We start from the raw sequence: 23,981 nt of genomic DNA on the forward strand, positions 1-23,981 counted from the left end.
ATTTCCTTCCATCCATTATACAGGATTTCTTTTCATTGCGAAAGATGCACTCATGGAGAAAATTTCCCAGTACCGTTCGTTTGTTATTCTTCCCACAGTTTCTGCGGATAACGGCCCTCGTCTTTTAATTTCTGCAGTGCTGCCATGACATTTTCTTTGTCTTCTTTGTACGTTACGCCGTACCAGTTATCATAGGAGCGGAGTACGGTGACTTCCGCTTTTTTCTCCTGCAGCAGTTCATCGACAACGAACGGCAGGAAGTATTCGCCTTTTAACGGGTTGGTTTTGTATACATTCTCGAGGAACGGCAGGAAGCGGCGTTTCAGCTCGATCAGAATGCTCGGTGTGAAGCCCCAGAGGTTCATGGAAACGATGGTTCCCTGCGGCAGTCCGGTCCAGGTTGCGCCGTCATCCTCGGTGTATTCGGCCTGTCCGCCGTGGTTCTCGATTCTTGTGCGCTCATGAATGCCGACAAGGTGGTTCTGGTCGTCTGCGGTGCAGATGCCACGGGCTACGTGGCCATTGTCGGTCAGGGTTTTGTACAGGTCGTAGGCAACCATCGCGTACTGATAGGTCGCGCCGTCCTGCTCGGTTGTCAGCTGGCGGTAGATCTCCTCGAATGCCGTTCTTCCATAATAATCATCGGAATTGATGACGGCGAACGGTGCGCCGTCGATGGCTTCTGCCGCACAGAGAATCGCATGACCGGTTCCCCACGGTTTGACGCGGCCTTCCGGCACTTCGTAGCCTTTCGGGAGAACGTCGAGTTCCTGGTAAACATACTCTACATCCATGTATTTCTCAATTCGCTTGCCGATGCCCTCGCGGAATGCCTCGTCGATGGCTTTTTTGATGATAAAGATGACTTTCTCAAAGCCTGCCTGTTTTGCATCATAAATGGAAAAGTCGATAATCATATTTCCGTACGGGTCAACCGGATCAATCTGTTTTAATCCGCCGTAACGGCTTCCCATTCCTGCTGCCATGATGACTAATACTGGTTTTTTGCTCATGATGTTCTCTCCTTTTTATTCTCCAAAATAAACTTTTAATCTCTCCGCAAAGTCTGCCGGGATTTCTCTTTCAAATGGAAATGGTTCTGCATCCGCCAGATACTCGGCGATTTCGCCCAGGACACCGGCGCTCCGGTTCAGTGACCAGGCGGAGATCCAGTCGATCGTATCGTGGCAGGTATGCATGCCGAAACCATCGCGGTTCAGCGTCATCGCCGGGATGCCCTTCCATGCGAAGGTGTTGGAATCGCTGCTCCAGATGTTGTTGATGAGCGATACGCCTTTGTCCGCCTGTTTTAAGTGCTCCATGATCACGTCGCATGCCTCTTTCGTTGCTGCCACGCCAAGCACGGTTCCGCCGATGGCCTGTCCGGCGAGGTCGACGTTCATGTTGAAGCGGTGCTGCGCCAGCTCGGCTTCATGCGCTTTCACATACGCCCGGCTTCCGCAGAGACCCAGCTCCTCCGCGCCGAACCAGATGCATTCCAGTGTCCGTTTCGGGCGGTTTTCGGCGAAGTAGTGTGCCAGCTCCATGATGATCGCTGCGCCCGCCATGTTGTCGTATGCACCAGGTCCCTGCGGAACGGAATCGTAATGAGCCGTCAGCGTCAGGATTTCCTCTGGCTGCTCGGTTCCCGGGATGCGCAGGATGATATTTTTCGACGTTCTCCTGATTTTTTTCTGCTGTAAAACGAGGCGTGCACGGCTCGTTCCCCGTTCTACCAGTTCCATCGCATCAAGATAATGAATGACGGCGCACGGCAGTTTCGGATTTTTTACGCCGCGCAGGGTGCGGTAGTCCGGCAGACGGTCCTCATCTTTGTCCAGTGGCGTTCCGGTCAGGATCAGAAATCCGACGGCTCCTGCTTTTTCCAGTTTTTCATAGTTTTCTGCATTGGCACCGCCGTTGATCAGGACGATTTTCCCCTCTGCATGGGAAAGGCTGACCGGGTCGCCGTTTTCTACGTAGAGGAATGGTGCCTCCACGCCTTCCGGAGCGGTATTGGCTGCCGCGAAGCAGCCGCGGACGGTGTATGTTTTCTCATATGGCTCTGTGACCGTAAAGACAGCTTCGTCAACCTGCCATGTCTCAATCTCGAACGGCTCGCGGCGGATCTGCAATTCGCCCTGCCCCCATTTTTCTGCGATTTCAGAAAGTTCTTTTTCGATCCGGCAGGCTGCTTTTTCTTCGCCTTCCGTTCCGGCTTCGCGGATGTAGTTAAACTGGCTGACGAACGCATACTGCCGCTGGCCGCTGATGGTATTTGCTTTCATAATAATGTTATGTCCTTTTCTTTTCTTTTTTTATTTTCTTAAAGTTCTTCCAGTACCACTCTCGCGCTGCGTACGGCTTTGACGTCCGTGCGGTAGAGGGTGTATTCGCTTAAGGATGGAAGTCCCATGTTCACATTTTCTTTCCGGTACTGCATCGGGCTCGCCAGTTCGATTTTTCCGGACATATGGTAGGCGGTCACGCCGGTTTTCGGATACAGCTCGCGGATCGCATCCGCGCAGATACCGCCGCCCGCCTGAATACGGATGCGTCCCGCCGCCTGGCGCTGCAGTTCGGCGAGAAGCTCTGCTCCTTTTACCGCACTGTTCTGCTGACCGGAGGTAAGAATGGTGTTCATACCAAGCGATACCGCCTGCTCAAGCGCTTCTTTGGGATCGCGGCAGACATCAAACGCGCGGTGCAGCGTCACGGACATGCCGTCGGCTGCCTCCATCAGCTGTTCCATTGCCGCCATATTCATCGTTCCATCCTCTTTCAGCACACCGACCACAACGCCCTCTGCACCAAGTTCGCGGTACATCGCGACTTCCTCGCGGATTTCTTCTAATTCATATGGGGTGTAGCAGAAATCCCCGAACCGCGGGCGGATCAATGCATGAATCGGAATGGTTGTCTGTCTGCGGATCACCTCAAACAGCTTCGAACCCGGCGTTGTTCCGCCGATCACCAGATTCTGACACAGCTCCAGCCGGCTTGCCCCGCCTTTTGCCGCCGCAAGCGCCGACTCCGCCGAGTCCACACAGACTTCCAGGATATAATCGTTCATAAAATTCCCTCTGTTTTCGTAATTTTCTTTCTCTATCATACCCTATTTGAGGCAATTAGGAAAGAGCTTCTTTGGTTCACTTTCGTTCACTTCTGCTTCTGATGCAGATATTTTTCTCTCGTTGCCATGCCGCCGCGAATGTGGCGTTCAGACTTGTTCACATCCAGAATTTTCCTTGCCTCTGCCGCCAGACCCGGATTCACTTGTACCAGACGTGATGTCAGATCCTTATGCACGGTACTTTTGCTCACTCCGAATTTTTTCGCCGTCTGCCGTACGGTCGCTTTCGTCTCAATCATGTAAATTGCTGTCTCCACAGCACGCTCTTCGATATAGTCCCTCACAAAAAACCTCCGAAGACGCTGTTTTTACAGTGTATTCGGAGGCTATGACAGGTATGTCTTCTATTTCATTTATAATACACCCATACCGCTTTCGTCTGTTCCAGCACCTGATCGATATCCCAGGTTTTTTCGGAATTTTTTCTGCTGTTTGGGTCGTTGATTTTCAGTCTGCCATTCTGCAATCCGGTAAGAACGATAAAATGACCGTTGCTGGTAAACTCCCCGGGTCCCATCAGGGCAATGATGGGGTTTCCGGCCTGCAGGTTGTTTTCCACCCGTTCCCGTTCCACAGGGATTTCTTTGCTGGAAAGGCCGATCTGCCTGGCTCCTTCCAGCATCAGAGACCAGGCTGTTCCGCTGCCGTCTACGGCGTAGCCGTTCTGTGAGGCAAAGTCGGCGACCCAGCGCGGATTTTTTGTGATGTCACTGGTCATGAAAATGGCAACCATGGAAAGCGCTGTCGGGCCGCAGCCGCTTAAACCCATCATTTCACCGGCATACCGGTGATAACCCCATCTCTGATCCCACTGCAAGAGAAGCGGAACCTCCGATGCGGATGACAGATCGCTCAGGTCAATCTCCGGCTCCTCATCCTTTTTCAACGGATATTCTTCGACGAACGTCTCCGTCTCTTTATTTCTCTCGTAAAGCGACAACAGCTCCTCCGGGTACTGATCCATTGAAATGCCGTTTGCTTTCGCATACCGCTGGATCGGATTCTGCCGGAAGCGCCGCACACCGCCCAAAAACAGAAGACAGCCGAACAGCAATAGCAGCCCGCGGATCCGCCATACCTTTCTTTTTCGTCTCCGTGCTCTTTCTCTTCTTTGTATTATCCTTCTTTGTGTCATTCTTTTTTGTTCTGCTATCTCTTGCCATTCCAGTGTATTGTTTTCACGGATCATGAAAAATCCCCCTCCCGATCTTATGGTGTACTCCCAAAATCTTTCTGTGCCTGATTTTGTGAGATGATTGAGAGTACATTCTTCCTTTTCATCATAACAAATTTCCGATTTTTCTTTTTGTATATTTTCCGAAGAAAAACTGCTTTTTTTCCGTCTGCTTTCTTAAGATTTTTTGTATCTGTGCAAAGCCATGCGAAACGGAAGCAAAACCGCAAGCAGGAAAAAGATGGCAAATTCCGGAAATATCATTGAGAAAAAAGTTCAAAAATGGTAAAATAGGAAAAACAACATCTTTAAGCGGAGGATAAAACAAAATGAAAAAACTGAAAGTAAAAAAAGGCAGCACCTGTATGGCTTGTCTTGCCTGTGTGGGAGCATGTTCTGAGGCATTTTATAAGGTATTTGATCCGGACAAGGCATGTCTGCAGATCGTAGAGAAAAAGGCTGTCCGCCCGATCGCCTGTCCGCAGTGCGGTAAATGTGCCGAGGCCTGTCCGGAAGGCGCCATTACCCAGAACCCGAAGGGCGTTTACATGATCAACAAGAAAAAATGTACGGGATGCGGAGCCTGTGCGAAGGCCTGTCCATTTGGCCTGATCGTAAAAACCGAGGGCAATCCGGCTTCCAAATGTATTGCCTGCGGTATCTGCGCAAAAGCCTGTCCGATGGATGTACTGGAAGTTGTGGACGAATAATGATCCGAACTCTTAGATATCGCCAGGATCTCGTGTAAGCACAGATCCTGACTCATTGCTCACATAAACATAAAAATGCACTGTGGAACGTCGTCGGACAATTTCACAGTGCATTTTTATCTTAAACGAAAAACAATTGATTCCCGCTCGCTGCCTGGCAGAATGATCGATGCCCGTTTCCACAGACGGCATTCCGACAAAAAGGGACAAAATTTACAATTTTACTCCCACGCCAGCAGAACCATCGATTTTGCTGGAAGCATCATGCTTTCTTTCATCTCTGCTCCATCCTCTGCACAGCGTTTTCCATCGCAGAGCAGTTTCCAGTTTCCTTCCGGGAGTTTCTGAAAAGCTTCTTTTTCCCATGGATTGTAGAAGACGCAGACTGCGCGGCCATCCGGGTATTCCAGTTCGTAACCTGCGATCTGGTTTTCACGGAAAAATGTCTTTTTACAGTCCGGCTCGCACGTTCCGTATGCCTGAAATTTTCGGCGCAGAGCGAGAAGACCACGGTAATAGTCCACCAGCTCTTCCTGCTCTAAGGCGCGTGTCCAGTCAATTTTGTTGAGCTGCCACGACGATTTGAAGCTGTTTTCTTCGCCATGCTTCGTGCGCGCAAATTCCTCACCCGCCTGGAAAAACGGCATTCCCTTGCAGGTCATCACAATGCCCGCCGCCAGACGGTTCATCGAAAGCGTCCGCTCATCCATCTTGTCAAAATCCGGCTCCGCATCCTCCTTCCGCTTCGGATCGGACAGTTTTAATTTATCCCACAGTGTATAATTATCATGTGCCGACACATACGGAATCAGCTGGCTCGCATTGCGCGGCTCATAGGCTCCTTTTCCGTCCAGCCAGCCGTCTGTCGCGGAAAGTATTCCTGCTGAAAGACGCTCTTTTCCATTGACATAGCCCCCCTCTGCGGCAATGAAAACACTTCCCTTGATGGAATCTCTCGTATCGTCACAGAACATGGAAATGCCATCCATCAGCTTTCCGATATTCTGTTTATCCGACGGAAAATATCCCTCCTGCATTGCGCTTGCCGCTGCTTTCCACGGTTCACCGTAAACCAGAATCTCCTCGCCGCGCGGCATCCGGTTCAGAGCTGTGCGGATCGCATTCATGGTCTCCGTGTCATGCAGTGCCATCAGATCGAAGCGGAAACCGTCGATATGATATTCCTTCGCCCAGTAACAAACCGAGTGAACCATAAAGCGGCGGAACATCTCCCGCTCACTTGCCGTCTCGTTTCCACAGTCGGAGCCATTGGAAATCGTGCCATCCTCCCATTCACGGTAATAATAATAAGGAACTGTTTTCTGAAGCGGCGAATCGAGATTATACGTATGATTGTATACCACATCCATAATCACGCCGATGCCGGCTTTATGCAGTGCCTGAACCATTTCCTTCATTTCCCGGATACGTACCTCTCCGTGGAAAGGATCGGTTGCATAGGATCCCTCCGGCACATTGTACTGCACCGGGTCGTAGCCCCAGTTGAACGCTTCCGCATCGTCTTCCGGCACACTTCCGAAATCGAAAACAGGAAGCAGATGCACATGAGAAATGCCAAGCGACTTCAGATAATCGAGCCCTGTCGCATGAATTCCGTCTCCATTCAGCGTTGTGCCTTCTTCCGTAAATGCCAGAAACTTTCCACGGTGCTTATCCGAAACACCGGAATTCGGATCGCTTGAAAAATCCTTCACATGAAGCTCATACACACAGCGGTCCTCCGGCCGGATTTCCGGTCTTTTATCCTGCTCCCAGCCCACCGGGTCCGTCTCTGCAAGATTTACTACCATACTCCGCTCCGAATCAACACCGGAAGCCACGCCGTACGGATCGACCGTATCAAAAACGCCATCTGAGTGCAGAATGTGATACGTATAATACGTTCCATACCGCGCTCCCTGCAATGCACAACTCCAGACACCCTTTTCACCGCGCGTCATCGCAATCGAGGCTATTTTTCGGTCCCCGTGCTCCCGGCTGCTGCCACGTGAAAACAGCTCCAGCGAAACCTCCATTGCTGTCGGCGCCCAGAGCTTCCACTCTGTCACAAACTGTTCATCCTTTTTCGGCATCTGCCAGTTTCCATCACATTCCCTGCTCTTCTTCACCGAGACACCGAGGTCATCCCCTTCATACGTAAAGTTTTCCACAAATTCTTCCGATTCAAAAAAGCTTTTCCACTCCGCCGGCGTTCTTTTCACCACCGCATTCATCTTCTTTCCCTCTATTTCTTTGTAAACTCGCAGAATCTCTCCGACACTCCACGCCTGCGCATAGCAGCCCTTCGACATCACCGGCGCCGCACCATCATAAATCTCCGCCAGATGAAACAGGCATCCTTCCTGCATCCAGCTCGCAAGACGCTCCAGTCCGCGATGCACTTCCTGTTTTCCCTCCTTCGGGAAATAGTTCAGCACCGCGCGGAAATACGCCCCAAGTGGAAATCCCCAGACTGTCCCCTGATGATATGCCCTGTCACGCTCCGGCTGACTTCCGCCGATCCATGGATGAAACGCCGGATCCTCCATCTCCAATGACCGCAGTCCTGCTGTCGTATACAGCTTTTCTTTGACCTCCTGTAAGATCCGCTGCCCCTGCTTCTGACTCACCATCTGAAACGGAAGCGCCAGCACAAAGACCTGATTGCATCGAAACTGCTTCTCTTCATACGTGCCGTTCAGCACATCCTTCAGATATCCTTCCTCTTCCATCCAGAACTTTTCGAGGAAACTCTTCTTCACCTGCTCCGCAAGCTTCCCATACGCCGATCCATCCTTTCCGACAAATGGCGCCAGCTCTTCCAGAATCCTCAGACCATTATACCAGTACGCATTAATCTCCACCGGCTTCCCGTGACGCGGTGTCGGCAGCTCCTTGTCAATCCGCACATCCATCCACGTCACCTGCTCCAGACCGCCCCCGGCCATAATCAGCCCGTCACTGTCCATTTTAATATGGAAATCCGTTCCCTTCTGATACCAGAACACAATATCCTCCATCACCGGAAACGCCTCACGTACAAACTCCACATCTCCTGTCTCAAGGTAATACTCATACACCACATCCAGAAACAAAAGTGCCGCATCCACCGTATTATACATCGGAAGCGCATCCCCCTCCGGAAACAGGTTCGGCATCAGTCCTTCTTTTGTATATGCCATAAAAGTCCGAAGAATGCTCTTACACTCCTCATACTCCCCAATTGCCAGCGTGCATCCCGGAAGCGAAATCATCGTATCCCGCCCCCAGTCCGCAAAATAAGGAAAGCCAGCCATAATACTCTTCCCGCCTGTCGATGCCCGTTCCGTAATATACTGACTCGCACTCACCGCCAGCCGCTTTCCCACCGGATCAGAAATCCCGGACTTTTCCGCAATCGCCTCCTGCCGCTTTTCTTCCTCTTCTATCCACAGCGCAATCCTTTCCTCATCCCACTTATCCACATCATCCGCGAGACTATACACAACAAAAAAGACCTGCTCCCTGCCGTCTCCCGTCATCTCAAACCGAATCCGGTGATTCACGACAGCACTTCCGATGCCATCTCTTCCATCCCGTGCATCCTGCTCAAAAAACAAATCCCTCCAGATCCTCTCCTTCTCCATCTGAAGCTCCCCATTTGTCCCATAAGAAAGAATCACACCATTGCTCGCAATGCACTTCCGATCCACCGCAAAATCCTGCCCCTCCTGCAGCTGCTCCCCCTTCGCCGCAAACCGCATCACCGGCCGAACCGAAAAACTCCCCTTCTTCCCACTTCTCACCCGATACCGGACAAGAACCGTATTCTCCCCCTGAACCATCCCAATCGTCTTCTCAATCTCAACCCCCTTCACCCGGTAAAACCATACCGGCAGACTCCCCATCTCAAATCCTTCCAGAAACCGAAACCCCTCCACATTCTGCGTCCGATTCACAAACTCCTGTGAAAACAGCTCCGTCTCCTCACCATCCACCTCCAACGTCTCCCAGACATTCGAAATCAGATGCTCCCGCACCGTAGGCGCCTTCAGCGCCCCCATCAACAGCGCCTGATCATTCCTCGCCGCATTCCCCATCACCGTCAGCGAACAATAACCTCCCAGTCCGTTCGTCAGCAAAAAACACTTCTTTTCTCCACTCCGGAAATCCATCCACTCCGAAGCATTCAGTCGAATCCTATCCATACCGCAAAACCTCCAAATTTTACACAATATGTTCCCGGAACTTTTCTGTTCTCATAAATCAATCACAAAAAACTCCGGAAATATTTTTTTCATTCTATCTCCAAACTTCGCACCAGTCAATAAACTCACGCCGATCTGCCCTCCGGACAGATCCAGCCTATCCTCCCGTCCTCCAACACACTCTCCCCTTCCACACACAACAATTTCACGCCGATCTGCCTCCGGGCAGATCCAGCCCCTCCTCCCGTCCTCCAACCCCACGGATCTGGCTCCGGCGTCGTGGCACCTGCCGCGCAGACGGGCGCATTGGCATCATCCGCCCGCCGATGCCACCGCGCCCGTCTGTGCGGCAGGTGCCACGGCGCCGGAGCCAGATCCGTCCCTCCCCCCCACACACAAATAGAGCAGCCGACCCCTCATCGGCTACTCCACACATCATCCTTTGACGGCTCCTGAAAGCCCATCTGTATAATATCTCTGCATTACAACAAACAAAATCGCAATCGGCACCGAAATGCAAACCGCTCCCGCCGCAAAGCAAGTATACCAGCTGTCGATATACTCCTTCTCCAGCATCTTCCACAGACCCAGTGCAACCGTATAATACTTCGCATTCGCTCTGCAGATAACCTTTGCGAAAATAAAGTCCAGCCACGGTCCCAGAAATGCACTCAAAGTCGTGTACACAATAATCGGCTTACTCAGTGGAATTGTCACCTTCGTAAATACCTGGAATCTCGTTGCTCCATCCAGATAAGCCGCCTCATCCAGTGCCTTCGGAACCGTATCAAAAAATCCCTTTGCAAGCAGGAATCCCGCTCCGGAACCGCCCGAGTACACCAGAATCAATGCCACACGGATCATCGATCCCTCCGAAAGGCCAACTGCCTTTAAAATATAGTAGACAGCAACCATCGACATAAATGCCGGGAACAGACCTAAGATCATCGCGATGTTCATGTAAGTCTTACGGATTTTAAACCGCATTCTCGACATGCAGTAAGAAACCGAAAGCACAAATATTGTAGAAATCAGACAACTGAACACCGCAATGATAAATGTGTTCTTAAACATCTGCGGAAAGTCTAACACCTGCGTATCTGTAAACAGACGCACATAATTATGAAGCGTATATCCCTTTGGGAAAAAGCTGGTAACATAAGATCCTTTCTGTGTACTGAAGCTTAAGAGTGCAATCCACAGAACCGGAATCACCCACACAATCGCAAGCAGTGCCAGAACCACATGTACAACCACATCGGAAATCATTCCGCGCGCTTTCATGGAGTGTGTTTTTTTCTCTTTGTTATTCATTATTGGAATCCCTCCTCGTTCTTGTAAGAACCAGTATTCCGGTACGTGATCAGTGAAACCACAGCCAGAATGACAAAGGTAAGAATACCGACAACCGCACCAACGTTAAAGTACTGTAAGTCAACCGTCAGCTTGTACAGCCAGGTAACCAGAAGGTCCGTCTTTCCGGCGGTTGCTCCGACCGGAACCGGTGCTCCTGCAGTCAGCAGATAAATAACGTTGAAGTTGTTGATATTACCCGTAAACGTTGTAATCAGATACGGAGTCGTGACAAACAGCATATACGGCAGCGTAATTTTAAAGAAAATTGTCACAGGGCCTGCGCCGTCCACACGGGCTGCCTCGTAAAGCTCACCCGGAATGTTCTGTAAGATACCGGTAACCTGCATCATGGTAAACGGAATACCAACCCAGAGGTTGATGATAACAACCGTCGCTCTCGCCCAGGTCGCATTTGTCAGGAACGGAAGCGGACTGCTGATCAGCCCGGCCTGAATCAAAAGATTGTTGACCAGGCCGTTGTCCTTTAACATCGTACGCATCAGAAGAAGAGAAACGAACTGCGGAATTGCAGCGGAGAGCATAAAGCAGAATCTCCAGAATCCCTTGATGCGGGTCGTTTTACGGTTGATGACAATCGCAAGAATCATACCAAAAATATAGTTCAGGAAGGTAGCGAGCACAGCCCAGATCAGTGTCCATCCAAGAACAGACCAGAATGTCTTGCCGATCGAGTTGCCCATGCCAAGAACCGTACTGAAATTTTTCAGTCCAACCCAGTGGAAAATCGTCAGATGATCGCCGACTTTACTGTAGCTGGTGAAAGCCATACAGATCATAAAGACCAGTGGAAGGATTGTGAAAATCACAATACCAAGAATCGGAAGTGTCAGCAGGGTCCAGTGCAGTCTCTTGTCAACGAGTGCTTCCAGATCCTCTTTGATGGTGTTGATATGTTTCCCTTCCTTTGCACGGCACTCTACCTCGTAAGCGCTCTTCATATTGACACGCCAGATCATAAAGAAGAGAACCGTAATAAAAATCGTTGCCACTCCGTAGAGCAGGAACAGAATTGTCATATCGCCGCCGGTATATTCATAAATACCCTTGGCCTCGTTCCACACCTCTTCCTGCGCACGGCCGCCCAGGGTGATGAGATGATAGAGATTGTTGATACCGCCCTCGATCATAAACAGGAGATACGCAATTTCTACTGCCAGAAATAAAATACCCTTTACGATCTGTTTGTGAGCCAGATTTCCCAGTCCCATGACAAGCATGGAAAGTTTCGTGACCGCATCGCCCTTTGTGATGGCTTTTGTCACCGGATAGGGAGTCTCAAACTCTTTGGCGCGTTTTTTCAATGATGCCATAATCTATCCTTTCCGAAAGACAGGCATTGTCAATCCTGGTGTCTGACAATGCCTGCGGTTTCAATCCTGTTGATTTTCGAACGCTTCAGAGCCGGTTTTACTTACTCGACTGCAGAAGTATTCATGCTTGTGTTCAGTTTCTCTGTCATTTCTGCAGCGTTATCATGGGTAACTTCACCGTTGACCAGAGATTTACCAAAATTCTCTGCCGGAGTCCAGTAGTTGCTCATATTCTTAACGAACGGCTGGATGATAGAAGTATTGTTGAAGGTATCGTTCTGAGCAGTTACCAGTGCATCGTCTGTGATCTGGGAAAGCAGCTCTTCGTTACACGGAACTACGTTTCTCATTTCATAGTGTGCTTTCTGAGCATCTGCGCTTCCGAGATATCTTGCAAGAGCAACTGCAACCTGCGGATATTCACAGTTCGGATTCACACCGATTGCTTTAGAGCCGGAGAAGGATTTCATCTGTTTCTCCTCGCCGTTGATGGTGATGGTCGGAAGCTGTACAACACCGTAATTATCACCGAGTGCCTCTTTAACTGCGGATGCATCCCAGGAACCGGAGAACATTGCTTTTACAGAACCGTCACGCAGACCGGAAAGACCGGATCCGTCTGCATCAGATACGAAGTTCGGATTGTTTACCAGGTCAACCAGGTAATCGGTTACTGCTTTTGCTTTGTCGCCTTCGAAGTCAACGCCTGCTGCCTCGTCTGTTCCGTCCTCACCGAACAGCGTACAGCCGTTTGCTACGTAGAAGGAAGCAATGTACCAGGAGTTTGTAATCGGGAAGGAAATCTTGTCTTTTGCGATCATGGTATCCAGGTTTTTCACTTCATCCTCAGTGAATGCAGATTTATCATAGTACATAAACCAGGTGTTTGTGGTGAATGGTACACCGTAGATATCGCCGTCAACGGATACGGAATCTACAATTGCCTGAGAGTTGTTCTCTTTTACCTCCTCAACTGTCTGTCCGCCGAGTTTTGAAATTCCGTTTGCAGCGATCAGGGATGTCAGGTTGTCGTTTGCAAACATGTAAACATCTGCTGCTCCTTCAACGTCCTGTGTTACGGTATCTTTTGCATCGCTCTCTGCGCATACACCGTAATCAAAGGTAATGTGCCAGGATGGATGCTCCTCTGCAAACTGATTGCACATGGTCTGCAGCCACTCACCGCTGTCGCTTGCCTGATCCTCTGACGGAGACCATACGGTAAGGGTTGTGGTAATTTCCTCTTCCTCTGCTGCGTTGGAAGCAGATGCGCTTGTGCTTCCTGCCTCGGATGTGCTCTTGGAATCGTTTCCGGAAGCGGCATTTGAAGAACCGCTGTCGCTGTTTCCGCATCCTGCCAGCATGCCAACTGCAAGTGCTGCGGTCATCATAATAGATACTACTTTCTTTTTCATATTGAAAATCCTCCTTATATGATTTTTCTTTCTGGAACGTCTGCTGTCATATCGCATTTGCTGCTTGGTATCTCTCGTTCTTGTTGATTTTATTATAGCAGTTGGCGGATTTTTCTGAAATATCAAGAATCTATGATCTATGTTGGATTTCTACGTTACATTTCTACACCGGAGCGTATCCGGAAAATCATTTCCGCAATCTGCAGAATTCTTTTCCGCAGCAGAAAAAGAGGCAGCGCACCGTTTTTCCGGTGCGTCCTGCCTCCTCTTCTGTTTTTTATTCTGTTTTTTCTTCTGTTTTTTCTTCCGCCTTCTGATCTTCCTGTGAACTCAGGCTTTTCCTTTCCTGAATCATCTCCTGAATGATTTCATCTCCGCCTTCCTCCTGCCACTCTTTTACAAAATCATCAAAAGAAGAAAGCTCAGACTCGCCCCGGATAATTTTTAAAAAGGTCTCCGACTCCAGTTCTTTTAAGGTGTAACGATATGCTTCTGTGGTCTTCGTCCGGGTCGGATAAATCGTATTCACTCTTTGAATCTTTTCGTCGCTCAAAAGCGAGCAGGCTTTGATACGGGATAAATAAGCGCTCCACTCCTCCGCACTCGCTGTTTTCGGGTTCTCCAGATAGGCGCGGCATACCTTTTCGAACGATCTTTCCAGAATCTCCAGCTCATCCTCCGATTTTTCCCCGTTCAGTGCCGCCTGCAGATTTTCGTAACAGATCGTCAGTGCCTGATTATAGTCGAGATTGATTGCTAAGGGGCGTGCCGTCGGATCGATATTTCCCGTATAATATTGCTGAAATTCTCCCCTTGGATCATCGTAGGAATAGCGCATATAATCAAACATCACCGACAGGATCTTCGGCACAATCTCCGGATATTCATACCCTTTTCGCACTACCACATAATTTCCGGTCAGCTTTTCGTTGCAGTACCGCACACTTCCATCCTTCCCGGTCCGAATCAGAAACGGCTGCCAGTCGGCCTCCGGATCCGTCTCATGACAGCGCCAGAGCGGGTTGTTCGGTGCCCACCACGGTGCGAAGAAAATGCCGCAGCGTCCCTGGGCAATGAGATCGGCAATGTCATCCTGTGTGCGGATCAAAAAGTCCCGGTCAAGGACGCCCTCCTGGTACCAGTCTGCTAACATGCCAAGTGCGTCTTTTACATTGGGCTGAACGGAACCATAAACCGGCATTCCTTCCGCATCCGTCAGCCATCTTCCCGGATATGCACCAAATGAGGCAAAAATAAGATTCATGCCGTATTCCGAAGAAATGCCCGTGCCGCCGTACAGAGTTGTGCTGACTGCAAGACCGATGTTACCCATCTCCTGGTTTGCCGGATTCTCCTCTGCAAACGTCAACGCAATATGTTTCACATCATCGATCGTTTCCGGTACGGAAAGTCCCAGTTTTTCCATCCAGTCCTTCCGCACCCATAGAAGATTCGGACCGTCCGAAATGTTGGTTTCCGGGAATGCCATCAGCTTTCCGTCAAAGGTACAGCCCTGCAGAATCTCCTCACCGTAGCTTGCATAAATATCCTTGATACGGTCGCTGGCACAATTTGCATAAACCTCTGTAAGATCGGCAAGCTGATCGTTTTTCTGCATGGCATTCATCGTTTTCTGATCCACAACCATGATATCGGCAATGTTTCCTGTTGCAATCATGGTAGAAATGCCAACGTTATAGGTATCACCGTAGTTTTCATAAACATCCTCGTTCTGTACATTAATGATTTCGCGGATCAGGCGTGTATAGGCATTGTCCTCATAGGTTTCTCCCTCCGGGAGATTGGAATTATTCACACCCGTCATTTTTGCCAGCGTGTACGTGATGGTTTCCGGGTAACGTCCGTACGGCGTTGTTTTCGCTTCCGTAAGAGCCGCAGCCTCATTTCCGGCAGCATCGGAAACAGAATCATTCCCTGCTGCGCCACTTTCTCCGCAGCCACCCAGAATCGTTCCCGCTGCCAGCAATACAGCGAGGCCTGCCGCAATTTTTTTTTGCATCATGCCTGTACCTCCCTTTCCACACCCGGAATCCGTACCGTCACTTTCGTTCCCTTTCCCGGCTCACTCTCAATCGAAAGACCATACGCTTCTCCGTATTCGAGCTGAATCCTGGAATTGACATTCCGCACACCGTAGCCGCTGCTCTTCTCCGTCAGAATGGTCTGTGCTTTTTCCTGTTCCATGCCAACGCCATTATCCGCCACGGAAAGCACCACACAGTCTCCGTCGCGCCGTCCGCTGATTGTGATCACGCCTGGCTCACTGCCGCGCCGCCGGTCAATTCCATGTGCAATCGCATTTTCGGCAAGCGGCTGCAGAATCAGGTTCAGTGTACGGTAATCCAGAATATCCTCCGCCACATCCATTTTGACCGTAAAACTGTAGTCGTGAAACATTTCCTGAATCTGCAGATACGAACGCACATTGTCGATCTCCTCGCGGATGGACATCGTATTTTTGCCTTTGTTCAGAGAAGTCCGGTAGTACCGCGAAAGCGCCAGCGTAGCCTTGCTGATATCATCCGAACCGATTTCCAATGCTTTCCAGTTGATCAGCGACAACGAATTATACAGAAAATGCGGGTTAATCTGCGCACGGAGCGCCGTCATTTCATACTGCTTCTGGCAGATGCGGCTCTCATAGACTTCCTGAATCAGCTGACGGATACGCGACAGCATCTGGTTAAAGCCGCGCGTCAGATCACCGATTTCATCCCTTTCTGTAGAAACCAGTTCCACTTCCAGATTTCCTTCTTCTACCTCGGACATTGTCATTTTTATCTTTTCAAGGCGGTGCGCCATGTTTCCGGAGAATTTCATAATCACGACCGCAGAGAAAATAACGCAGCCTGCCCACATCAAAAGAACCATCAGAAGAATCGGCTGCATCGGACTGATGATGCCTTTTTTCGGCAGATAGCACGCGGCATGCCATCCATTCTGCTCAATCTCCTTTTCCAGGAGAATGTAGTTCGCTGTATTCTGCTTCTCTTTTTTTTGTATCTTCTGAAAGTCTGAAAATTCCATCTGGTATTTTGCATTCCTGGTCATCTTCTGATTTTCATACAGCACTTCTTTGCCCTCATTGTAGACGAAAACACCGTAATCCTCATTGACTGCAAGCTCCATGGAGCCAAAAATCTTACTGTAGTCCATGGAAATGTATAAAAAACCGCCTTTTCCGTCATCAATCAGCGGCATCGAGCGCACCAGCGTCACCGTTCCCTGATCCATATCGGCATACCAGTGAACATCATTGTCCGCCGGTGCTGTCCATTCATCATTTTCAATTTCCTGCGCCGGACGCAGATACATGCCGTGCGGAATGACGGAATCACGCACATAGACCGTAGACTGTCGGATTTCCGGGTAAAAATAACTTAAGGAATCCATCATCGGATCAAACTCTTTCACCATGCGCTCGTATGCTTCGAAGCTGTTTTTGTCTTCTGCCTTTACAATCTGAACAATCGTCTGGTCGAATGCCAGATAGTCCGACATGCTCTGGTGCAGCGCAAGCTCCGTATTCACATCGTCCACTGCCTGATCAAAGGTGGTTTGCAGATTTTTGATCTCACGCTCGACAAGTACACGACGCATCTGGGTGTAAAACAGTGTGAACATCAGGCACATTGGGAAAAGGCCTGTGAGAACGTAAGCCACGATAAGCTTCCGGTGTACCTTCATATCTGAAAATGCTTTTTTTATTCTGCCGGCAAATGATGTCATCTTACTCCCCCTGATCCCGGTATTTCTGCGGCTGATTCCAAAATATTCGCGGAAGCTCTGACAGAAATAGGACACATTCACAAAACCGCATTTTTCACAGATTACGCCGATTTTTTCGTTTGTATTTTCGAGCATTTCCCGTGCGCGCTCCATACGGAAACCTTTTAAGTAGCGGCTCAGGTTTTCTCCTGTACTTTTCTTGAAAATGCTGCTCAGATAATTCGGTGTCATGCCAACCTCGCGCGCAAGCTGGTCAACACCCATGCCACTGTCAGAATAGTTCTCACAGATATACTGTTTAATCTGCTCGACTTCTCTGCGTTTCGCAACACCACCGTCTGCGCGGAAGACCGTTTCGAGCCGGTCAATACCCATACGGACCGCCTGAATCACACCGGCCATGTTGCTGCTGTGATACAGGGCGTCGATCTCACGGTCCAGCTCCCGCTCATCTTTTCTCTCGAGATTGTCGTAAATCTCTTTCAATAAGTTGGAAAACATAAATTTGATGTAAATCTGAGAAAAAATCGTCTGGTGCTCATACTTTTCGCAGAACTGGTCAAAGTGTTCACGCAGGCTCTCCAGATCCTTCATGCGGATATCCTGCTGGATCTGGCGGATCAGGATTTCAGCATCAATCTGCACCAGCACCTCGGACTGCTCCTCCTGAAAAGGAAGAAAAACATGGTTTCCCGTGTGATAAAAGCGCCGCTCCATGAGCTGCTCCGTCTGTGCAAATGCATCGTAAAGCTCACCGTCCGGCGTGATCTCGCCCGACACGGCCAGAAAGCATTCCTGGTCCCACATTTCACGAATATAATGGTACAGCTTCCGTCCGAACGCTTCCCAGCCGCCATCCGGCTCCTCGCTAAAAAACAGGATGGACTGCTGTGGGTTCAGGTTCAGATAGTGAAACGGCATCTGCAAATCGCTCTGCATCTTTTCAATCTGTTCGCTGTTTACCTGTTCAAAATAGTTGTTGGCACACTCCAACAGTACCATACGGCAAAAATCCCGGACAAAGCTCATATCGAGAAGCGTCTGTGTTTTCTCCTGCATTGCGCTGCGGCTCTGACCATTGACCATCAGATACAGCAGATGCTCCCGCAGAAACTCCATACTTTCGTCCTTCCGTTTTTCCTCACGCTCACTCTTTGCAAGCTTTTCCGTGATTTCACCAACCACCTTTTCAAATTCTTCCGGGTTGACCGGTTTTAAAATATAGGCGAAAACACCGTAGGAAATTGCCTTTTTTGCGTAGGAAAACTCATCATACCCGCTGAAAATCACCGTTTCCGTCCCCGGATACGCCTCATGAATCCGGGAAAGAAGCTCAATTCCATCCATGAACGGCATATTGATGTCGGTCAGCAGTACGTCAATTTTCTCTTTTTCAAACACCTCCAGCGCTTCCTCTCCATTGGAGGCCTCCAGAATATTCTCCCGGATATTCATCCGCGAAAGCAGCATCCGAATGCCCTTTCGCTCTATCATTTCATCATCTACAATCAGATATGTGTACATGCATCGATCCTCTTTCTAAGCAGCCTGCCTAAAGCGGCGCATACTGGTTTTATTATACCATTCCCGCGGCAGAATTGCATAGCATTTACCGCTCAAAACCGTTACCGGAAACGCAAAACCAGAGCCGGTGAAAACATTCTCATCCGACTCTGGTTTTTCTATTACATGATTTCAGGACACCACTCATCCTGTCCCGAATCAGGCCTTCGTCCTGTATAAGCCCAGAAAAATAACGCGCTCTTCCGATGTATCCGTGTCCGGGAAAGACAGGATCAGACTGTTTTTCTGCTCATCTTCCCACCTTGTCGTCTTTCCCTCAAGAATCTGATTCTCTCCCACCAGCAAATCTTCAAGTAAATCCCCAAAAAGATCCTGCAAATTACCGTTGAAGTAAAACGAATATTACGATTTTCAATATTCATAATACCTCCTCTCCCTTTTACTTCTGATATTCCTCAATTCTGCAAACATGTTCTTTTGTCTTTTTATTATAATTAATTCCTACCAGAAGCAAGTTTCCCTGATATTCTTCCAGACTTCTGCAATATTCTTTGTCCTTAATCTGCGCAAGCGCACCCTCTGCTGTTTTGTCCCATTTCAGTTCTACAACCAGCGCCGGTTTGTCCTGGTATCTTTTTCTTGGTACGAAAACAAGATCCGCAAACCCTTTTCCCCCAGGCAGTTCACGGTAAACCGTGTAAAAATTCCGTGCTGCATACAGCGCCAGTGAAATCGTATAGCTCAACGCATTTTCATCATTGTACTGAAGCTGTGACGTTTCAAAATGTGCCAGCCGAATTCCCTCTGCTACCTGTGTTTCCTGTTTTTCCCACACAGCCTGCAGAAGATCTGCGGAATTTTTCAGTGCCTTTGAAATATCTCCCCATTGGGAAACGGTTACCGCACTGGCATATTCTGACTGTACCTCGGCATTCGGAATAAAAACATATTTATTCTGTTCCTCATAACCAAGATATCCAAGATGAATCAGCAGTGTCAGCACATCATCCTCTGTCCGGAAAGTTGTCATATCATTCGTAAAACTGCCCGTGTTCACCGGAATCTTTTTCCCTGCCATCATCTGCAGTACGTCATCCCGCAGGCCGTCAAAATTCAGATCAATATACCACTGTAGTGCTTCAAATGTTTCTGTCTGATTCCAGTAATTGCCGATTTTCCGGAATCGCATGGCATTGACAACCGAACGCGGGCTGTAAACCGAACTTTCTCCCGGGAACGAATAGCCGTCATACCAGTTTTTAATTTCTGCCAGATCCATCTGATACCGGCCGCAGAGTTCTTCTACTTCCTGCTCCGTAAATCCTACATATTCTGCGAGCGGCCCTGGATCAAGCATTGTAAATTCATCAAACATATTCAGTGCAGAATGGGTTCCATATTTTTTGATCGGCAGAATACCCGTCAGATAGGCAAGTGCTACGTAAACCTTATCTTTCAGAAAATCCCGCAGGAAATCAAGATACTCTTCCTGTGCTTTTTTATCCTGCTGATATTCCCGGAAAACACAGTCCCATTCATCAATGATAATGACAAACGACTGTTTTGTTGCCGCATAAATATCCTGCAGCGATTCTACCAGATCCGTATCGTCAAAGTAGTCCACGTCCGGATAACTGTTTTTCAGTTCCCGCAGCAGCATTCTTCGAACACGGTCAATCACCTGGCCAATTTCCTTGCTCCGGCTCAGAAATTCCTGCATATTCAAAAAAATCGTAGGATATTGATTTAAGTGCTGTGCAAATACAGCATTTTGAGAAATTTTCAATCCAGAAAAAAGTTCTCTGGAATCGCATTCCTTCCCATAATAAGCCGTCAGCATATCCGCCGTCATAGATTTTCCAAAGCGCCGCGGACGGCTGACACAGACATATCTCTGCACAGTATTAATCACCTGATTGGTATACTCGATCAGCCCTGTTTTATCCACATAAATTTCGGACTGAACCGCTTTTGCAAATTTTTCATTTCCCGGATTCAGATAAACTCCCATATTCCACCTGCGCCTTTCTCTTTCTACCTCTATCATACGATATTCTTGCCTTAAGTTCAATTTAGCATAAGTTGAAAAATGCCAGAATGTTTTTAACTGAGGCAAAACATTCTGGCTGTTTTTTCTGGGATTGCTATGAGTCAATTAATTAATGAATAAAGAACGCGTCCTCTTCCTCGTCTTCCACAACCGGTGTCATCGGGTTATACTCGGTTTCCACCAATTTTTTCACCAGCTCGTGATCGAAGTTGCGGCGGATTTCACAGGTTCTGTCGAAAATCATGGTTGCTTCATCCCCTGGGGTGCATGCCGGCCAGTTCGGGAGGGATGGGGTTTCCGGACTTCCGTAGCGGGCAAAGTTGATCCAGGCGGTGGCCATACGCTCCTGCAGACGGTCTGTTTCGCCCGGGACATTGCATACGGCGATGCGGTCGATGTTATGGAATACGAACGGAATCTCGGCACAATGCCATGCGGCTTTTCCGCCATCGATCGGGAATTCATAGGTAAACTGGTAGGAATAGGTCGGCGCTTCTGTAAACTCCGATTTCTGACGAATGAATTCGATCGTGTCCGGACGGAAGAACGTATCCACAGACCACAGATCCACAATTGTTTTGTCCGGATATGCTTTTTCAAAAAGAGAAATCAGCTCCGGCGTTGCATCACCATATTTTCTCGTCAGGAACGCAATCTGTTCCTCACGGTTCATCTCATGTTTTCCCGGCACAACCGGTCCAAAATCAAACTCACCGATGTTGGTTCCTGCCAGCACAGGAATCGTTTTAGCGTGATCCGTAAATCCGCACTTGATCGGATTTCCGCGGAACCAGCCATTCTCCATCGGTCCCTGTCCGATATAGCAGCCTTTCGCAGCAACCTCTGCCTCAACTTTATTGTACGCATTTGACAGCTCATAATACGGGATCGTCTCAAGCTTCTCCACCTCGGACTCGTCCAGATTCAGTTCTTTTAACAGAGCCTTCACAATCGCGGTGCCGTCTCCGTCCTCTTTCTGATAAACCTTTGCCTCATAAACACCGCTCTCGATGATACCCTTCTGGAACAGGCCGTCTGCTGCCGGCGTATTCATCAGCGTTGCTACCTTCATACCGCCGCCGGACTGACCGAAAATCGTAACATTCTCCGGGTCTCCGCCGAATGCCGCGATATTGTCATGTACCCACTGCAATGCAGCTACCATATCTGCGTTTCCTGCATTCGCAGAATTTTTGTATTTTTCGCCAAACGGCGAGAGATCGAGATAACCGAGGATATTCAGCCGATGGTTCACGGAAACAACAACGACATCACCGAACTCGCTTAAGTGATCCCCCTCATATGCCACATGCTCAATCGCAGAGCCGGCGCTGAAGCCGCCGCCGTGGAGCCATACCATGACCGGCTTTTTCGCACCCGGATCAAGACTCTGTGTCCAGACATTCAGGTTCTGGCAATGCTCGTCCTGCGGCCAGTAACGATGTGGTACCAGCACCTCCATGTTCGGCTCATCCTGCTTTAAAAGCGGACATACATAGCCGTACGCCAGCGCATTTTTGATTCCTTTCCATGGTTTCACCGGCTGTGGCATCTGGAAACGGTCCGCCTCAGCGTAATGGATTCCATGAAACGCATACGTCGTATTCAGGCGGAAGCCGCGTACCTTTCCCGCCTTTGTCTCCACTACCGGATCTGTTTTACTACATACAAAATAATCTCCCATATTTCAGCTACCCTCTTTCTGCCCAATCCTATTCTGTGATGCGCAGTTTTCAAAAACTGCTGCAAAATCTTCACGATCCTTCCGTTTCATCAGGCTTCGAAACAACTGTCGTTTTTGCATTTACGCATCTGTTTCTTATTATACCAGACAATTTATTCGGAAACAATTCTTTTCACTTCCGTTTTCGGCTGTTTATATCAACAAAGTCCGAAAATCACGTCAAAAATGGATATTTCCATCACAACTTCAAAGTGCTACAATAAAAAAGAAGGTAAAATCAACGTAAAAAAGGGGACTACTATGACGAAAACAGTACAAAAGAGCAAAGCCCGCGATATGACCCAGGGCTCTATCTGGAAACAGCTTCTTCTCTTCTCGCTTCCGCTGATGGCCGGAAATCTCTTCCAGCAGCTTTACAACACCGTTGACAGCATCGTTGTCGGCAACTTTGTCGGCAAGGAAGCACTCGCCGCCGTCGGCTCCGTCGGTCCGATCATCAATTCTCTGATCGGCTTTTTCATGGGACTTTCCACCGGTGCCGGTGTCATTATCTCTCAGTATTATGGCGCAAAGGCGGATGAAAAGGTCAGCCGCACCGTCAGCACGACACTGGTGATGACGTTTATTCTCTCCATTGTCTTTACCATTCTCGGCATTCTCATCACGCCGTACATGCTCCGCATGATGAGCACACCGGACGATGTCATCCGTGAGTCGGCAACGTATCTTAAAATTTACTTTGGCGGTGTTGCCGGTCTGATGTTCTACAACATGGGCTCCGGCGTTCTCCGCGCTGTCGGCGATTCCCGCCATCCGCTGTATTTCCTGATTTTTTCCGCTGTTGTCAATACCGTGCTCGATCTTTTGTTTGTCGTTTCCTTCGGCATGGGAATCGAGGGTGTGGCGCTTGCAACCGTTATTGCACAGTGCCTTTCGGCGGTTCTGACGCTGTATGTGCTGACCACAACAGACGGCCCATACCGCATCTGTTGGAAAAAGCTCTGCATGGACTGGTCTTTGCTGTACCGCATCGTCTGCGTCGGACTGCCGGCAGCGATCCAGCAGATGGTGACTTCCGTTTCCAACGTTTTCGTGCAGTCCTATATCAATGTATTCGGCTCGGATGTTATGGCGGGCTGGAGTGCCTGCATGAAAATCGACCAGTTTATGATGCTGCCGATGATGAGTGTTGGTCTTGCTTCGACCACCTTCACCGGACAGAACGTCGGTGCCAGCTACATTGACCGTGCAAAGAAGGGTGCTACAACCGCATTCCTGCTTGCTGAGCTTGTAACCATTGTGATGATGATTCCTCTGCTGATTTTCGCTCCGCAAATGGTCTATCTGTTTAACCAGGAGGCAGCTGTGATTCGTTTCGGAACCCTGTTCCTGTATCTGCTCTCCCCGTTCTACATTCTCTGCTGCGTCAACCAGGTTTATTCCAACGTCCTGCGTGGCGCAGGAGACACCAGAACACCAATGATCGTAATGCTCGGAAGCTTCGTCGTGTTCCGCCAGATTTACCTGTTTGCGATGTCTCATATATTTGATTCCATCATTCCGATTGCACTTGGTTATCCGGCGGGATGGCTGGTATGCAGTGTTCTGATTTATGCCTGCTATCGGAAATTCCGGTGGGATAAAGGAATGCGGAAAAACTGAAGGAT

At 49.2% G+C, this 23,981-nt stretch carries 16 protein-coding genes; 2 read left to right on the plus strand and 14 right to left on the minus strand.

The genetic code is table 11. The annotated features are described in order from the left end of the window. Positions 1-83: 83 nt before the first annotated feature. The 5 genes from DXA55_RS06445 to DXA55_RS06465 all read right to left on the minus strand — a co-directional run bounded on the left by DXA55_RS06445 (position 84) and on the right by DXA55_RS06465 (position 4,322). The gene (locus tag DXA55_RS06445) at positions 84-1,013 is read right to left on the minus strand and encodes a nucleotidyltransferase family protein (protein WP_055220899.1); all 930 of its coding nucleotides are present in this window, start codon (positions 1,011-1,013) and stop codon (positions 84-86) included. 15 nt (positions 1,014-1,028) lie between these two features. Then, a complete protein-coding gene (locus tag DXA55_RS06450) occupies positions 1,029-2,288 on the minus strand; it encodes a M20/M25/M40 family metallo-hydrolase (protein ID WP_117813396.1) in 1,260 nt (419 codons plus the stop codon). A 38-nt stretch (positions 2,289-2,326) separates the two neighbouring features. After that, positions 2,327-3,073: a copper homeostasis protein CutC gene (locus DXA55_RS06455; RefSeq protein WP_117813453.1), complete on the minus strand. Its 747-nt coding sequence runs from the start codon at positions 3,071-3,073 to the stop codon at positions 2,327-2,329. A gap of 86 nt (positions 3,074-3,159) precedes the next feature. Further along, the gene (spoIIID, locus tag DXA55_RS06460; protein ID WP_055220903.1) at positions 3,160-3,417 is read right to left on the minus strand and encodes a sporulation transcriptional regulator SpoIIID; all 258 of its coding nucleotides are present in this window, start codon (positions 3,415-3,417) and stop codon (positions 3,160-3,162) included. Positions 3,418-3,482: 65 nt separating this feature from the next. After that, the gene (locus DXA55_RS06465) at positions 3,483-4,322 is read right to left on the minus strand and encodes a C39 family peptidase (protein WP_117813398.1); all 840 of its coding nucleotides are present in this window, start codon (positions 4,320-4,322) and stop codon (positions 3,483-3,485) included. A 314-nt stretch (positions 4,323-4,636) separates the two neighbouring features. On the opposite strand from DXA55_RS06465, the gene DXA55_RS06475 reads away from it, so the two are divergent. Beyond that, a complete protein-coding gene (locus DXA55_RS06475; RefSeq protein WP_022463049.1) occupies positions 4,637-5,017 on the plus strand; it encodes a 4Fe-4S binding protein in 381 nt (126 codons plus the stop codon). A gap of 221 nt (positions 5,018-5,238) precedes the next feature. Here DXA55_RS06475 and pulA read toward each other — a convergent pair whose 3' ends face one another. The 9 genes from pulA to DXA55_RS06525 form a co-directional block, all read right to left on the minus strand. Beyond that, on the minus strand, positions 5,239-9,204 hold the full coding sequence (gene pulA, locus DXA55_RS06480) for a type I pullulanase (protein WP_117813401.1): 3,966 nt from the start codon (positions 9,202-9,204) through the stop codon (positions 5,239-5,241). Between the two features lie 435 nt (positions 9,205-9,639). Next, positions 9,640-10,518: a sugar ABC transporter permease gene (locus DXA55_RS06490; protein WP_226906336.1), complete on the minus strand. Its 879-nt coding sequence runs from the start codon at positions 10,516-10,518 to the stop codon at positions 9,640-9,642. Then, positions 10,518-11,891: a carbohydrate ABC transporter permease gene (locus tag DXA55_RS06495; protein WP_117510162.1), complete on the minus strand. Its 1,374-nt coding sequence runs from the start codon at positions 11,889-11,891 to the stop codon at positions 10,518-10,520. Before DXA55_RS06495 ends, DXA55_RS06490 begins: the two co-directional genes overlap by 1 nt. Before the next feature lie 101 nt (positions 11,892-11,992). After that, on the minus strand, positions 11,993-13,306 hold the full coding sequence (locus DXA55_RS06500; RefSeq protein ID WP_117510163.1) for an extracellular solute-binding protein: 1,314 nt from the start codon (positions 13,304-13,306) through the stop codon (positions 11,993-11,995). Between the two features lie 277 nt (positions 13,307-13,583). Continuing rightward, positions 13,584-15,329, minus strand: a complete 1,746-nt coding sequence (locus DXA55_RS06510) for an extracellular solute-binding protein (protein ID WP_117813407.1) — start codon at positions 15,327-15,329, stop codon at positions 13,584-13,586. Beyond that, positions 15,326-18,580 (minus strand): response regulator, encoded by a 3,255-nt coding sequence (locus DXA55_RS18090; RefSeq protein ID WP_117813409.1) that lies wholly within the window; start codon positions 18,578-18,580, stop codon positions 15,326-15,328. The genes DXA55_RS06510 and DXA55_RS18090 overlap by 4 nt, the downstream gene beginning before the upstream one ends. A gap of 198 nt (positions 18,581-18,778) precedes the next feature. Further along, positions 18,779-18,919 carry a hypothetical protein gene (locus DXA55_RS17055; protein WP_158565047.1) on the minus strand — a complete coding sequence of 47 codons (141 nt, stop codon included), beginning with the start codon at positions 18,917-18,919 and terminating at the stop codon, positions 18,779-18,781. A 100-nt stretch (positions 18,920-19,019) separates the two neighbouring features. Next, entirely contained in the window at positions 19,020-20,591 is a 1,572-nt protein-coding gene (locus DXA55_RS06520) for an AAA family ATPase (RefSeq protein WP_117761311.1), read from the minus strand. 148 nt (positions 20,592-20,739) lie between these two features. Beyond that, positions 20,740-22,314 carry a carboxylesterase/lipase family protein gene (locus DXA55_RS06525; protein ID WP_117805276.1) on the minus strand — a complete coding sequence of 525 codons (1,575 nt, stop codon included), beginning with the start codon at positions 22,312-22,314 and terminating at the stop codon, positions 20,740-20,742. Between the two features lie 300 nt (positions 22,315-22,614). On the opposite strand from DXA55_RS06525, the gene DXA55_RS06530 reads away from it, so the two are divergent. After that, positions 22,615-23,976 carry an MATE family efflux transporter gene (locus tag DXA55_RS06530; protein ID WP_117813411.1) on the plus strand — a complete coding sequence of 454 codons (1,362 nt, stop codon included), beginning with the start codon at positions 22,615-22,617 and terminating at the stop codon, positions 23,974-23,976. Positions 23,977-23,981 lie beyond the last annotated feature (5 nt).

It is taken from the genome of Blautia sp. OF03-13 (genome assembly GCF_003460685.1).
GTDB lineage: Bacteria > Bacillota > Clostridia > Lachnospirales > Lachnospiraceae > Fusicatenibacter > Fusicatenibacter saccharivorans.